13 protein-coding genes are annotated in these 12,818 nt (G+C 63.1%); 2 read left to right on the top strand and 11 right to left on the bottom strand.

The features are described 5' to 3' along the window. Nucleotides 1–78: 78 nt before the first annotated feature. Nucleotides 79–1,911, bottom strand: coding sequence for a DNA helicase RecQ (gene recQ, locus Azoinq_RS11945; protein WP_216128787.1), 1,833 nt, complete (start codon nucleotides 1,909–1,911; stop codon nucleotides 79–81). 164 nt (nucleotides 1,912–2,075) lie between these two features. On the opposite strand from recQ, the gene Azoinq_RS11950 reads away from it, so the two are divergent. Then, the gene (locus Azoinq_RS11950) at nucleotides 2,076–2,249 is read left to right on the top strand and encodes a hypothetical protein (RefSeq protein ID WP_216128785.1); all 174 of its coding nucleotides are present in this window, start codon (nucleotides 2,076–2,078) and stop codon (nucleotides 2,247–2,249) included. 44 nt (nucleotides 2,250–2,293) lie between these two features. Here Azoinq_RS11950 and Azoinq_RS11955 read toward each other — a convergent pair whose 3' ends face one another. The 8 genes from Azoinq_RS11955 to Azoinq_RS11990 all read right to left on the bottom strand — a co-directional run bounded on the left by Azoinq_RS11955 (nucleotide 2,294) and on the right by Azoinq_RS11990 (nucleotide 8,537). Further along, on the bottom strand, nucleotides 2,294–2,848 hold the full coding sequence (locus Azoinq_RS11955; protein WP_216128783.1) for a YbhB/YbcL family Raf kinase inhibitor-like protein: 555 nt from the start codon (nucleotides 2,846–2,848) through the stop codon (nucleotides 2,294–2,296). 14 nt (nucleotides 2,849–2,862) lie between these two features. Beyond that, entirely contained in the window at nucleotides 2,863–3,840 is a 978-nt protein-coding gene (locus Azoinq_RS11960) for a TerC family protein (RefSeq protein WP_216128782.1), read from the bottom strand. A gap of 9 nt (nucleotides 3,841–3,849) precedes the next feature. Then, nucleotides 3,850–4,059: a hypothetical protein gene (locus Azoinq_RS11965; protein ID WP_216128780.1), complete on the bottom strand. Its 210-nt coding sequence runs from the start codon at nucleotides 4,057–4,059 to the stop codon at nucleotides 3,850–3,852. A 270-nt stretch (nucleotides 4,060–4,329) separates the two neighbouring features. Continuing rightward, complete coding sequence (locus Azoinq_RS11970) at nucleotides 4,330–5,070, bottom strand: UDP-2,3-diacylglucosamine diphosphatase (protein WP_216128778.1); 741 nt, start codon at nucleotides 5,068–5,070, stop codon at nucleotides 4,330–4,332. 51 nt (nucleotides 5,071–5,121) lie between these two features. Continuing rightward, the gene (locus Azoinq_RS11975) at nucleotides 5,122–5,616 is read right to left on the bottom strand and encodes a peptidylprolyl isomerase (RefSeq protein ID WP_216128776.1); all 495 of its coding nucleotides are present in this window, start codon (nucleotides 5,614–5,616) and stop codon (nucleotides 5,122–5,124) included. A 43-nt stretch (nucleotides 5,617–5,659) separates the two neighbouring features. Beyond that, the gene (locus Azoinq_RS11980) at nucleotides 5,660–6,244 is read right to left on the bottom strand and encodes a peptidylprolyl isomerase (RefSeq protein ID WP_232368478.1); all 585 of its coding nucleotides are present in this window, start codon (nucleotides 6,242–6,244) and stop codon (nucleotides 5,660–5,662) included. Then, entirely contained in the window at nucleotides 6,241–7,500 is a 1,260-nt protein-coding gene (locus Azoinq_RS11985; RefSeq protein WP_216128774.1) for a L,D-transpeptidase family protein, read from the bottom strand. The genes Azoinq_RS11980 and Azoinq_RS11985 overlap by 4 nt, the downstream gene beginning before the upstream one ends. Continuing rightward, nucleotides 7,500–8,537, bottom strand: a complete 1,038-nt coding sequence (locus tag Azoinq_RS11990) for a nuclear transport factor 2 family protein (protein WP_232368479.1) — start codon at nucleotides 8,535–8,537, stop codon at nucleotides 7,500–7,502. Before Azoinq_RS11990 ends, Azoinq_RS11985 begins: the two co-directional genes overlap by 1 nt. Nucleotides 8,538–8,862: 325 nt before the next feature. On the opposite strand from Azoinq_RS11990, the gene cysS reads away from it, so the two are divergent. Beyond that, the gene (gene cysS / locus Azoinq_RS11995) at nucleotides 8,863–10,230 is read left to right on the top strand and encodes a cysteine--tRNA ligase (RefSeq protein ID WP_216128770.1); all 1,368 of its coding nucleotides are present in this window, start codon (nucleotides 8,863–8,865) and stop codon (nucleotides 10,228–10,230) included. A gap of 74 nt (nucleotides 10,231–10,304) precedes the next feature. On the opposite strand, the gene Azoinq_RS12000 is transcribed toward cysS, so the two are convergent. Next, on the bottom strand, nucleotides 10,305–11,444 hold the full coding sequence (locus tag Azoinq_RS12000) for an ABC transporter substrate-binding protein (RefSeq protein ID WP_216128769.1): 1,140 nt from the start codon (nucleotides 11,442–11,444) through the stop codon (nucleotides 10,305–10,307). A gap of 145 nt (nucleotides 11,445–11,589) precedes the next feature. Beyond that, nucleotides 11,590–12,720 (bottom strand): molecular chaperone DnaJ, encoded by a 1,131-nt coding sequence (gene dnaJ / locus Azoinq_RS12005; protein WP_216128767.1) that lies wholly within the window; start codon nucleotides 12,718–12,720, stop codon nucleotides 11,590–11,592. Nucleotides 12,721–12,818: the final 98 nt, after the last annotated feature.

Genomic DNA, 12,818 nt, shown 5'->3' on the forward strand with positions numbered 1-12,818 from the left:
TGGCTTTGATAGTGCAGGGATTTTGGCTTTTTCTCAAGCCCGGCGCGGGGATGGCTCGGGAGCCTTTTCCGGGGCGGCTCAGGCGGCGGCGATGAGGGCCAGCAGGGCCTCGCCGTAGCGTTCTACCTTGGCGCTGCCCATGCCGGTCGCCTGCATCAGGTGGCCCCGGGTGGCGGGGCGCATTTCCGCCAGTTCCTTCAAGGTCCGGTCATGGAGAATGACGTAGGCGGGTACCCCCTGTTCCTTGGCTTCCTCGGTACGCCACTGGCGCAGGCTTTCGAACAGGGCCTGATCGGCGATGTCCAGATCCGTGACCACGGTCCGGGTATGGGGCTCCCGGCGGCTGCGGGCGGTTTTGGCGGGCACGTGACGGCGCAGTTCCAGGCGGGTTTCCCCTTTCAGCACCGGGCGGGCGTCGGCGGTGAGTTTCAGGGCCCCGTGTTCCGCCAGGTCCGCATGGAGCAGGCCGGCGGCCACCAGCTGGCGGAAGACGCTGCGCCAGCTGGCCTCGTCCATGTCCGCCCCGACCCCGAAGGTGGGCAGCTGGTCGTGGCCCCACTGGCGCATTTTGTCGTTGCTCTTGCCCCGCAGCAGGTCCGTGAGGTGGGCCACGCCAAAACGCTGGCCGGTGCGATAGGCGGCGGACAGGGCCTTCTGGGCCGCCACGGTGCCGTCCCACAGCTCCGGCGGCTCCAGGCACAGGTCACAGTTGCCGCAGGGCTCGCTGTTTTCCCCAAAGTAGGAGAGCAGCACCTGGCGGCGGCAGCGGGGGGATTCGCAATAGGCCAGCAGAGCGTTGAGTTTCTGGGCCTCCAGCCGCTTTTGCTCGTCCCCGGCGGCGGATTCGTCGATGCGGGCCCGTTGCAGCACCACATCCTGAAGCCCGTAGGTCATCCAGGCTTCCGCCTTTTCCCCGTCCCGCCCGGCCCGGCCCGTTTCCTGGTAGTAGGCTTCCAGGCTCTTGGGCAGGTCCAGGTGGGCGACAAAGCGCACATCCGGCTTGTCGATGCCCATGCCGAAAGCGATGGTGGCCACCACGATGAGGCCTTCTTCCCGCAGGAAACGGCGCTGGTGCTGGGCCCGGGTGTCCGTGTCCAGACCAGCGTGGTAGGGCAGGGCAGCGAACCCCTGGGTGTTGAGCCAGGCGGCGGTTTCATCCACCTTTTTCCGGGACAGGCAGTAGATGATGCCCGCCTCCCCTTTGTGGCCGGCGAGAAAGGCCAGGAGTTGGCGCCGGGGATTGTCCTTTTCCACCACCGTGTAGTGAATGTTGGGCCGGTCAAAACTGGCCACAAAGACCTGGGCGTCCCCCAGGCCCAGGCGGCGGATCATTTCCTCCCGGGTGGCTTGGTCCGCCGTGGCGGTGAGGGCGATGCGGGGCACTTCCGGATAGCGCTGGTGCAGGGCGGAGAGTTGCAGGTATTCGGGGCGGAAATCGTGGCCCCACTGGGAGACGCAGTGGGCCTCGTCAATGGCAAAGAGGGCCAGCCTTCCCTGGGTCTGAAGCCGGTCCAGCAAATCCAGGCAGCGGTCGCCGAGGAGGCGTTCCGGAGCCACGTAGAGCAGGTCCAGGTCCCCGTTGAGGAGGCGCTGTTCGGTTTCCCGCACCGTTTCCCAATCCTGGGTGGAATTGAGATAGGCCGCCTTGACCCCCAGCTGGGTCAGGGTATCCACCTGATCCTGCATCAGGGCGATCAAAGGGGAAACCACAATGCCGCAGCCCTGGCGCAGCAGGGCGGGAATCTGGTAGCACAGGGACTTGCCGCCCCCGGTGGGCATGAGCACCAGAGCATCGCCCCCTTCTGCCACCTGCTGGACGATTTCTTCCTGGCGTCCGCGAAAGGCCGGGTAACCGAAAACCCGCTGAAGAATTTCCCGGGCGGGACTGGTGGGGGAGGCAAGGTCAGACATGGGGCGAGAGTGTACCGAAAGGCAGGGGGGTGGGATACGGGGGGCCGGGGTTTTTCCCGCCATCCGGGCCGGTCCGCCCCCCGGCGGGGAAGGGGGGTAAGCTGGAGCTTTTGTCAGGAGGGGGCGGTTTTTCCCCGCCGCGCCCCGGAGCAAGCCGGACCGCCATGATTAGTTTGTTACTTTCCGTACTGGCCTATTTTCTCGCCAGTTTCTGGTTGCGCCGTTATTTTGACCGTCAGGAACTGCCCCCGGGCCGGGTGCGCAGCCTGCTCATTTTTACCCTGGCCCTGGCCGTTTCCTATGGCGTAGGGGCCTTGGCCGGGCGCTGGCTGTCCTGAACCGGTGCTGAGGGGCTCGACGGGAGCCGGGCCCCTGGCCCGGGTTAGCGGCCGTAGGTGGCGGTGACGCTGGCGCTGCCCAGGCTGTTCATGTGGATGTTGAAGCCCACCATGGCGCCGCTGGCATTGGCGGGCAGGTCCAGGCTCTCCACCTTGAGGGCATGGAGGGTGAAGACGTAGCGGTGGGGCTTGTCTCCCACGGGGGGGCAGGCGCCACCGAAGCCCCGGGTGCCGTAATCCGTAATGGCCTGGGTGGCCCCGGTGGGGGCCAGGTTGCGGACCGGGTCTCCGGCTCCGGCGGGCAGGCTGGAGATGGCGGGAGGCAGGTTGTAGATAACCCAGTGCCACCAGCCGCTGCCCGTGGGGGCGTCCGGATCATAGACCGTGAGGGCGAAGCTCTTGGTGCCTTCCGGGGCGTTTTCCCAGGTCAGGGCCGGGGAGGTGTTGCCCCCCTCGCAGCCGAAGCCTTGGTAAACCTGGGCTTTTTTCAGGCTGCCGTCCGGAGCGAAATCCGGGCTGTGGAGGGCGAAATCACCGGCCTGGGCGGCCAGGCTGAGGCCCAGCAGCAGGGGAAGGCGGAGGAGGGAAAAACGAGGCATGGATATCTCCGGATTTAGGAAAGGGCGCCGGGACCGGCCCCTTTGGGGGCGGCGGGCAGGCGCCAGGAGGCCAGAATGGACAGGCTCAGCAGGGCGGCGATCACCCCCAGGGAGAGCAGGGTAGGCACGGTCCACCAGCCAGCGACCAGCATTTTAACCCCGACGAACATGAGTACCCCCGCCAGCCCGTATTTGAGCAGGCGAAAACGGGTCGCCATGCTGGCCAGAAGGAAGTACAGGGCGCGCAGGCCAAGAATGGCGAAAATGTTGGAAGAGGCCACGATAAAGGGGTCCGTGGTGACGGCGAAGACGGCGGGAATGGAATCCACCGCGAACATGGCGTCGCTGATGCCGATCAGGACCACCACCAGGAACAGGGGGGTAAACCAGCGCTTGCCGTCCCGCATGACCGCCAGACTATCCCCCTGGTACTGGGGCAGGATGGGCAGATGGCGGCGCATCCAGCGCACCAAGGGATGGTGTTCCGGGTCCGGCTCCCGTTCTTCCTTGGCCCACACCATATGGGCGCCGGTGTAGAGGAGGAAGGCGCCGAACAGGTAGAGCACCCAGTGGAAGCGGGAAATCACCCAGGCCCCCACCAGAATCATCACCAGACGCAGCAGAATGGCGCCCACCACCCCGGCTACCAGGGCCTTTTTCTGCTGTTCCCCAGGGACGGCGAAGGAGGTGAAGAGCATGAGGAAGACAAAAATATTGTCCACCGACAGGGATTTTTCGATCACGTAACCGGTGAGGAATTCCAGGGCCTTGCGGTTGGCCAGGGCCCGGCCCTGTTCATGGTCCAGCCAGCCCCAGAGCAGGCCGCAAAAGCCCAGGGCCAGGCTGACCCAGAGGAGGGACCAGAGCAGGGCCTGGCGGGCAGTGACGGCCCGGTTGCCGTGGCGTTGCAGGCCCACCAGGTCCATGACCGTGGCGAGCAGGACGAACAGGCTGAAGCCTGCCCAAAGTCCGGGAGTGCCGATGCTGTTCATGGGGGCTCCTTACCAGTCCTGCCGTCCGTCCTGCTCCAGGCGGCGCCATTCCCCTTCCAGCGTGCGGGGTTGGCGGGTGGAGGCATGGGCATAGGCGAATTTTCGGGCTCCCAGGGAGGTAGCCCGGGAAGGGGATGGGGCAGCGCCCAGCAGGGGGGTGAGTAGCCAGGCCAAAAGGCGGGCTGTGAGCCGGGAGAGGAGGGAAGGAGTACGGGGCATGACAGGTTCTTTCGTGACAGGAAAAAATCCCAGGCCCTGCGGACGGTCAACGAAAAAGACCTTTGCCGGGCGGCAAAGGTCTCGCTTGCGGCCCCTTCCGGCGTGTGTTGATGCCGGAGGACCACCTGTCGGGCCGGGGAATGAATCCCGTGATGACGACGATCGACAGTTCAGCTACTCCCCTTCTGGGAATGCAGGTGTCACTCTACCGGGGACGGCCCCCAACCGTCAAGGGCTGGTGTTAGAGGGCAAGGCGGCGGACTGAGGGGGCTAGGACAGGGCCAGGGGCTGGCGCCGCAGGGCTTCCCCATCCCAGACCAGGCAATCCCCGGTAGCGCCCTCGGGGGTTTCCCGCCAGTCCCCCAGCACCCAGCGTTCGCAGTGGATGCCGTCCACCAGATGGTCGTGCCGGTCCGGCCGGTGGGTATGGCCGTGAATCAAGGTGGCGTAGCCGTGATCCCGGAGAAAATCGTCCGTGGCGCCCCCATTTACGTCCATCAGATAATCCGGCTTGGATTCTTTGGTGTCCCGGCTCTGCTGGCGCAGTCCCTGGGCCAGGGCCAGGCGCTCCGCCAAGGGGCGGGCGAGAAAGTCGGCCTGCCAGGCCGGGCTACGCACCTGCTGGCGAAATTGCTGGTAATCCTGGTCATCGGTGCACAGGCCGTCCCCATGGGTGAGGACAAATTGCCAGGTAGGCACGGACAGCACATAGGGATCGGTCAGCAGCTGGGCCCCGGCGGCCTGGCAGAATGCCTGCCCCAGGAGGAAATCCCGGTTACCGTGGAGAATGCCGATGTGACAGCCCCCTTGGGCCAGCTGGTGGAGTTGGCTGGCGATGGCTTGGGGATAGGGGGCTTCCAGCTGGTCGTCCCCCACCCAATGGTCGAACAGGTCGCCCAGAATGTAGAGGGCCTGGCTTTGGACGCCCTGGTTTTGGAGAAACTGCTGGAAAAGGCGGGTGACGCCGGGGAGAGCCGGAGCCAGATGGAGATCGGAGATAAAGGTAATCATGGGGCGCGAAGGGAAAAAACGCGCCCCGGGGCGCGGTAGCCCAGGTCAGGCTCAGGCGGCCACTTCCGCCTTTTCGATGATCACGTCTTCCACCGGCACGTCCTGATGGAAGCCGGCCCGGCCAGTCTTCACGCCCTTGATGGCATCCACCACCTCCAGGCCTTCCACCACCTTGCCGAAGACACAGTAGCCCCAGCCATTGCCCGTGGGGGCTTGGAAGTTGAGGAAATCGTTGTCCTTCACATTGATGAAGAACTGGGCCGTGGCGGAGTGGGGATCGTTGGTACGGGCCATGGCGATGGTGTACTTGTCGTTCCTCAGGCCGTTGTCCGCTTCGTTCTTGATCGGGGCCTGGGTGTCCTTCTGCTTCATGCCCGGTTCAAAGCCGCCACCTTGAATCATGAAACCGTCGATGACCCGGTGGAAAATGGTGTTGTCGTAATGGCCCGCTTCCACATAGGCGATAAAGTTTTTGACGGTTTCAGGGGCCTTCTCGGCATCCAGTTCCAGCGCGATGACGCCCTTGTTGGTGTGCAGCTTGATCATGTAAAGCCTTTCGGTAACGGGAGGTTGCAGAAAAAACAGGGGATCAGTTGGCGCCCGGCAAAACCTTCACCGACTGGATTAAAACCGGGGTGACCGGTACGTCCTGGTGGGGGCCGTGGGCGGTGGTGGGCTGTTTGGCGATGCGCTGCACCACCTCCATGCCCTGGATGACCTTGCCGAACACGCAGTAGCCCCAACCGTCATAGGAGGGGGGGTCGAGCCGGTTGTTATTGGCCACATTGATGAAAAACTGGGCGGTGGCGGAATGGGGCTCATTGGTCCGGGCCATGGCGATGGTGCCGGGCTGGTTGCGCAGCCCAGCCTGGAAGCTCTGGGGGGCCTCATTGACGATGGGAGCCCGGGTGGCCTTTTCTTCCATGGCCGGGGTGAAACCGCCCCCCTGAATCATGAAGCCGTCGATAACCCGATGGAAAACGGTGCCGTTATAGAAGCCGGATTTGGCGTACTGGAGGAAATTGGCCACGGTCTTGGGGGCCTTGTCCTCGTAGAGCTCCAGCTTGATGGTGCCCTGGTTGGTTTGCATTTCCACCACGGGATGGGCTGCCCAGACGCTGGCGGCGGCCGTCATCAGGGCCAGGCCCTGGATCATTTGACGTAGGAGTTTCATGCGTTGCCCTCGAAAAGAATTTTCCAGCTGCCGTCTTCACGTACCCAGTACTGCCGTTTGTGAACCTTGGTGGAGCCGTTATCGGTGCGCACGTCCTGGTCGAAGGTCACCACCACGTAGTTTTCCGTATTGGGGGCCCGGAACATGGACAGGTTGGTCAGGCGCACCTTAACCCAGGGATGGCCGGTAACCTCGGGGCGCCGCTGCTTGGGCAGGGTGGCGTAGGTGGCCCCATCGGCCTTGAAATCCTGGGAATAGTGGGACAGGTAGCGGTCCAGATTGCGGTTTTCCCAATCGCTGCGCCAGGCATCCACCTGACGCATCAGGCTGTTCCGTTCCTTGGCCCAGGCGTCCGGGGTCAGCCATTCCACCGTGTCGGTGATGATGACCGGGGTGACGCCGATTTGAATATTCTTGGCCAGGGCGTCCAAATCCTGATTGGCCAGCACCACGCAGCCGTCTGAAGCCTTGGGGGGGCGGGAAAAGGTGTTGGAGGGGGTGCCGTGGAGCCAGATGCCGTGGCCGTGGCGGCCCTGGCGCCTATCCCATTCATTGGGGTAATTGATGGGGAAAGCGCCGCTACCGTAGAAGTCCCCCAGCTTTTTCCGGGACAGGCTGGAGGTGACGTGATAGACCCCCAGAGGCGTGCGCTTATCCCCTTCCACCTGCTTCATGGCTCCCAGTTTGCCCTGGGTAATGTAATAGTCCGCCACGAAGCGGGGACGTCCCTGGACGTTCTGGTAGAGGTAGAGCCGGGATTTCTGGGTATCCACCACTACGGCGAAGCGCTGGTCGGGGCGCATCTGTAGAAGGGCCCGGGGCACCCGGTTGGGGGCAGGCTTTTCCGTGTAGGCCCGAAGCCGGGCAATGGCCTCTTCCCGCAAATCGGAAAGCCGGTCCGCCGGGGCGCCCGGCGCATTGCCGAAGGTCTGTAGGGGCTGGCTGCGGGCCAGGAGCAAATCTCCTTTGACCAGCTGGCCAAGGCGGAAATTGGGATAACGGCGAACCAGATCTTCCGTGTATTGCAGGGCCACATCCAGGCGGTTGTTCTGGATTTCCCGGAAAACCCGGATCAGGGCAGGTTCCGGACCGCCGTCGGCGGCCATGGCCCCCACCGTGTTGGCGGCGGCAGGGGGGTGACTGCCAAAAGCAAAAGCGGAAGGGGAGGAAAGGGTGCTGCCCAGGAGCAGAGTGAGCAGGGCAGCAATGCGGCCGCGCTTACAGCGGAGTCGCTCTCGAAACAAGCGGCTGGCCATCAGCCGCCCACTTTTTCCTGCAGAATGAGCCATTTGCCCCCGGATTTGGTGAATACCAAAGTTTTACTGGCGGAAGAGGACAGGGTGGCGGACTTGTAATGTTGCTTGAAGCGCACCGTGGCTTTATCCCCGTTCATGGAGACCTTGATATCTTCCACCTGGACCTGAATCTTACCCGGCTTGTCGATCCGGGCGCTCCGTTCCTTTTCCCAGGCTTGGCGGGAGCCGCCGCCGGGGACTTGGAAATTGCCTGCGTAATGGTTCAGGTAGCCCTTCACATCCTTGCGAGACCAGGCGCCAGCCCAGGATTGGACCTGTTTGGTCAAAGCGCCTTCGTCTGCGTCAGACTTGGGAGCGGCCTTGGCCGTTTCCTGGGGTTTTTCCTTCTCCGGCGTCTTGGCGGCCACCGTTACCTTGGCGGGGGCAGGCTGGGGCGCCACCGGCGGCGGGGTGGGGCGACTCTTTTCCACCGTCACCTTGGCTGGCACCGGCGCCGGTTGGGGCGCGGGAGCGGGGGCCGGACGGGGGGCCACGGCTACCGGAGCCGGGGCCCGAACCGGCGCCGCATTGCGGGCGCCGCCCCGGGGGGGGACCGTAATGATTTCCTTGATCAGGGAAAGCTTGGTTTGGGCGCCCGCATTGGAGGAATCCAGTTGCAGGGCTTTGTCGTAGGCCTGGCTGGCCAGCTTGGCATACACATCCCCCAGGTTTTCGTGGGCGATGGCGTAGGAAGGATGGGTGCGGATGGCCATTTCTAAGGCCGCCCGGGCTTTGTCATATTGCTTTTGCTGGGCGTAGAGCACGGCCAGATTGTTGTAGGGTTCCGGCAGCTCGGGGAAGTCTTCCGTCAGTTTGATGAAGACGGCGATGGCTTCGTTGGTCCGGTTCATTTCCGTCAGCGCCACGCCCTTGAAGAACCGTCCCTGGGCATCCCGGGGATGGGAGAGGGTGTAGGCGTCGGCTTTTTCCAACGCCTGGGGCAGCTGCCGTTGTTTGATCAAGGACTGGATTTCCGCCAGGGTGGGCTCGGCAGCCATGGCCGGGACGGCGCAACAGAGACCGAGGCCGACAATGAGGGCGGAAAGAACCTTGAAGCGACGGGCTGGGCGGGGACGCGGGAAAAAGAGGGAATGCATCGTTATGCTATACTTTTGTCGGGTTATTCGAAGGCGCGAGCCGCTTGCAAGAATCTGCTAACGCAATTCTAGCAAGAAGCCGGGGATAACGAAAACGCAGTGAAAATGCCAGGCTGTTGCGCCCCCTTCCTTTTCCCGCCCGGGCACCGGCCCGCCCCCGTTATGCCGAAGCCATGTTTTTGCCCCGGCGTCGGTTCTTTTTTGCCAACTTCCGTTTTTTGCTCCCATGTTGAAAATCTATAACACCCTGGCCCGGGAAAAGCAGGACTTTGTGCCCATGCAGCCCGGCCACGCCCGTATGTACGTTTGCGGCATGACGGTCTACGACTTTTGCCATTTGGGCCATGCCCGGGTGATGGTGGTGTTCGACATGGTCTATCGCTGGCTCCGGGCCCGGGGACTGGAGGTGACCTATGTGCGCAATATTACCGATATTGACGACAAGATCATTCGCCGGGCAGGGGAAAACGGGGAAAGCATCGCCAGCCTGACGGACCGTTATATCGCCGCCATGCATGAGGATTCTGCCGCTCTGGGCATTCTTCCCCCCACCCACGAGCCCCGGGCCACGGCCTATGTGGACAAGATGCTGGCCCTGATCGGGGATTTGATGGCCAAGGGCTTGGCTTACCGGGCGGCCAACGGGGATGTGAATTTCTCCGTGCGCAAGTTCCCGGGCTACGGCAAATTGTCCGGCAAATCCCTGGACGATCTGCGGGCCGGGGAACGGGTGGAAGTGGAGTCCGCCAAGCAGGACCCCCTGGATTTCGTCCTCTGGAAACACGCCAAGCCCGGGGAACCGGCCTGGGAATCCCCCTGGGGAGCCGGGCGTCCCGGCTGGCACATCGAATGCTCGGCCATGAGTTCCGACCTGCTGGGGAACCATTTCGACATCCACGGGGGCGGCCAGGATCTCCAGTTTCCCCACCACGAAAATGAAATCGCCCAGTCCGAGGGCGCCCACGGGGACATCTTCGTCAATTACTGGATGCACAACGGTTTTGTCCGGGTGAATGACGAAAAAATGTCCAAGTCCCTGGGCAATTTCTTCACCATCCGGGATGTGCTCAAGGCCTACGATGCGGAGGTGGTGCGCTTCTTCATTCTGCGCGCCCACTACCGCAGCCCCCTGAATTATTCCGACGCCCATTTGGATGACGCCCGCCAGGCCCTTTCCCGGCTCTACACGGCCCTCAGCCATGGGGAAGTGCCCGATGTGACCGTGGATTGGTCCCAGCCCCACGCCCAGCGTTTCCAGGCGGCCATGGACGACGATTTCAATACGGTGGAAGCCATGGCCGTATTGTTCGAACTGGCCAATGAGGTCAATCGCACCGGCTCCGTTCCCCTGGCGGGCCAGCTGCGGGCCCTGGGCGGGGTGCTGGGGCTGTTGCAGCGTCCGGCCAAGGAATTTCTGCAGGGCGGTCCCGCCGCCGACCAGGACGGGGCGGCCATTGAAGCCGCTATCGCTGCCCGGGCGGCTGCCAAGAAGGCCAAGAATTACGGGGAAGCGGATCGTATCCGGGCTGAACTGACGGCCCAGGGCATTGTGCTGGAGGATGGCCCCCAAGGCACCTCCTGGCGTCGGGCCTAGACAAAGGCGCTCAGACATAAAAGAAAACCCGCCTGCCGGCGGGTTTTCTTTTGCTGGAGCACGGTTAGTGCGGCTCAGTGGAGCACCCGGCCCCCGTTGCCGATGACCGTGAGGTCCACAAATTCCGAACCGTTGTGGTCGGTGGGGCTGTAGGTGACCTTGTAACCGCCCAGATCGTGGTTCCTCAGGTTTTCCAGGGAGCTCACCAGCTTTTCCCGACTCACGTCCCGTCCGGAATTTTTCAGCCCATCCACCAGCACCTTGGCCATGGCATAGCCTTCTTCCGCGTAGTAGGCGGAATGGGCGGTTTTGCCTGCGGCGGTCATGGTTTTACGAAACTCCCGGGCCAGGGGATTGCCGTCATTCCAGGGGTAGGGCATGACCTGGGAAATACCGATGCCCCTGGCCTCTTCCCCCAGTTCCTTGACCAACAGGTCCGCTCCCACGGGGGAGAGGGTCATGAGCTGGGGATACTGGCCCGCCTTGTGCAGCTGGCGGACAAATTCGGCGGTGGGTTTGTACAGGGTGACCATGATCACCGCCTGGGGATTGGCCTTGGCAATGGTTTTGACCGCCGCTCCCACATTCAGGGAATTGCGTTCCACCGTGGCCACGGCGGAGGGAGAGAGGCCGTGGTGTTTCATGGCCTGGGTAATGCCTTCCAGCCCGGATTTGCCAAAGCCGTCATTCTGATAAAAGACGGCGATATTGCGCAGGCTTAAGGGGGCCAGGGCATTGATGATGGCCTCCGTCTCCCGGGCATAGCTGGCCCGCACATTGAACATGTAACGATTCACCGGCCGCCGCAGGCTTTCCGCTCCGGAAATACTGCCGATGAGGGGCACTTTCTCGGCGCTGAACACTTCCATGGCGGCGGTGGTGGGGGTGGAACCGTAGTAGCCGATGAGAGCGAAGACCTTGTCCTCGTTGATCAGCTTTTTGGTATTGGCCACGGCCCGGTCCGTTTCATAACCGTCGTCCAGTACCACCAGCTCCAGCTTGCGGCCGTGGACGCCGCCGGCTTTGTTGATGGCATTGAAATAGGCCGTGATGCTCTCCCGGATTTCTGTCCCGTAAGCCCCGTTGGGGCCGGAGAGGGGGGCGGACATGCCCAGCAGAATGCGATTGTCCGTAATCCCCGGATCGGCATGGGCGGTCAGGGTGATGAGGGCGGCGACCAGGAAGGCGGTGAGGGGGCGGTACCAGGAAAACATGTCTCCTCCTTTATTGTTATGAATCATGGGTTTTGTGCCCCTGACTATGGCATTCGGCCGGGGGGAACGCAAGCCGAGGAGCGGCTTCCGGGCAAAAAAAAGGCAGCCCGGAAAAGGGCTGCCTGGTGGCTTGGAAACGGCGCGCTTACTGGCTGAAGAATTCCCGGACCTTGTCCATCCAGCTCTTGGCCCGGGGATTGTGCACCCCCGTGCTGTCGCTGTTGATTTCTTCCAGTTCCCGCAGCAGTTCCTTCTGCCGGTCCGTCAAGCTTACCGGGGTTTCCACCACCACATGGCAAAGCAGGTCCCCATGGGTATGGCTGCGGACTCCCTTAATGCCCTTGCCCCGCAGGCGGAACACCTTGCCGGACTGGGTTTCCGCCGGAATCTTGATCTTGGCGGCCCCATCCAGGGTGGGAATCTCGATTTCCCCGCCCAGGGCGGCGGTGGTGAAGCTGATGGGCATTTCGCAGTGCAGGTCGTTGTGATCCCGCTCAAAGACCCCGTGGGGCTTGAGGTGGATTTGCACATACAAATCCCCCGGAGGCCCACCATTGACCCCGTGTTCCCCTTCCCCAGCCAGGCGAATCCGATCTCCCTCGTCCACCCCGGCCGGAATTTTCACCGCCAAGGTCTTGTGCTGCTTGACCCGACCCGCGCCGTGGCAGGTGGGGCAGGGTTCGGGAATGATCTTGCCCGTGCCGTGGCACTTGGGGCAGGTCTGCTGAATGGAGAAAAAGCCTTGCTGCATGCGCACCTGGCCGCTGCCCTGGCAGGTGGGGCAGGTCTTGGCCTGGGTGCCGGGGCGGGCGCCGGAGCCGTGGCAGGTGTCGCACAGCTCCATGGTGGGAATGCGAATCTTGGTTTCCGTGCCCTTGGCGGCCTGTTCCAGACTGATTTCCAGGTTGTAGCGCAGGTCCGCGCCCCGGTAGATGTTGGAATGTCCGCCGCCGCTGCGGCCACCGAAAATGTCGCCGAAAATGTCGGCAAAGGCGTCACCGAAACCGCCGTTAAAGCCCGCACCGCCACCGCCGAAGCCGCCCGCCTGGGGATCTACCCCGGCGTGGCCGTACTGGTCGTAGGCGGCCCGTTTCTGGCCGTCGGAGAGGATTTCGTAGGCTTCCTTGGCCTCCTTGAACATCTCCTCGGCCTTGGGATTGTCCGGATTGCGGTCCGGGTGATACTTCATGGCCATCTTGCGATAGGCCTTTTTGATTTCGTCGTCGCTGGCGTCTTTTTTGACGCCCAGGACTTCGTAAAAATCGCGTTTTGCCATGGGGGCTCTCAAATGGCTGGGTCTGAGGGAATCCGGGGGAATGCCCGGCCCAAACGACCAGGGCCGCAAGCCGGGAAAAGGGGGCTAGCTTACCCCTT

This window comes from Azospira inquinata, from assembly GCF_018905915.1.
Lineage (GTDB): Bacteria > Pseudomonadota > Gammaproteobacteria > Burkholderiales > Rhodocyclaceae > Azospira > Azospira inquinata.

Excerpts from the sequence above, each read along its gene's own strand:
- recQ (WP_216128787.1), bottom strand. The coding sequence starts at position 1,911 with ATGTCTGACCTTGCCTCCCCCACCAGTCCCGCCCGGGAAATTCTTCAG.
- Azoinq_RS11950 (WP_216128785.1), top strand. The coding sequence starts at position 2,076 with ATGATTAGTTTGTTACTTTCCGTACTGGCCTATTTTCTCGCCAGTTTC.
- Azoinq_RS11955 (WP_216128783.1), bottom strand. The coding sequence starts at position 2,848 with ATGCCTCGTTTTTCCCTCCTCCGCCTTCCCCTGCTGCTGGGCCTCAGC.
- Azoinq_RS11960 (WP_216128782.1), bottom strand. The coding sequence starts at position 3,840 with ATGAACAGCATCGGCACTCCCGGACTTTGGGCAGGCTTCAGCCTGTTC.
- Azoinq_RS11965 (WP_216128780.1), bottom strand. The coding sequence starts at position 4,059 with ATGCCCCGTACTCCTTCCCTCCTCTCCCGGCTCACAGCCCGCCTTTTG.
- Azoinq_RS11970 (WP_216128778.1), bottom strand. The coding sequence starts at position 5,070 with ATGATTACCTTTATCTCCGATCTCCATCTGGCTCCGGCTCTCCCCGGC.
- Azoinq_RS11975 (WP_216128776.1), bottom strand. The coding sequence starts at position 5,616 with ATGATCAAGCTGCACACCAACAAGGGCGTCATCGCGCTGGAACTGGAT.
- Azoinq_RS11980 (WP_232368478.1), bottom strand. The coding sequence starts at position 6,244 with ATGAAACTCCTACGTCAAATGATCCAGGGCCTGGCCCTGATGACGGCC.
- Azoinq_RS11985 (WP_216128774.1), bottom strand. The coding sequence starts at position 7,500 with ATGGCCAGCCGCTTGTTTCGAGAGCGACTCCGCTGTAAGCGCGGCCGC.
- Azoinq_RS11990 (WP_232368479.1), bottom strand. The coding sequence starts at position 8,537 with ATGGCTGCCGAGCCCACCCTGGCGGAAATCCAGTCCTTGATCAAACAA.
- cysS (WP_216128770.1), top strand. The coding sequence starts at position 8,863 with ATGTTGAAAATCTATAACACCCTGGCCCGGGAAAAGCAGGACTTTGTG.
- Azoinq_RS12000 (WP_216128769.1), bottom strand. The coding sequence starts at position 11,444 with ATGTTTTCCTGGTACCGCCCCCTCACCGCCTTCCTGGTCGCCGCCCTC.
- dnaJ (WP_216128767.1), bottom strand. The coding sequence starts at position 12,720 with ATGGCAAAACGCGATTTTTACGAAGTCCTGGGCGTCAAAAAAGACGCC.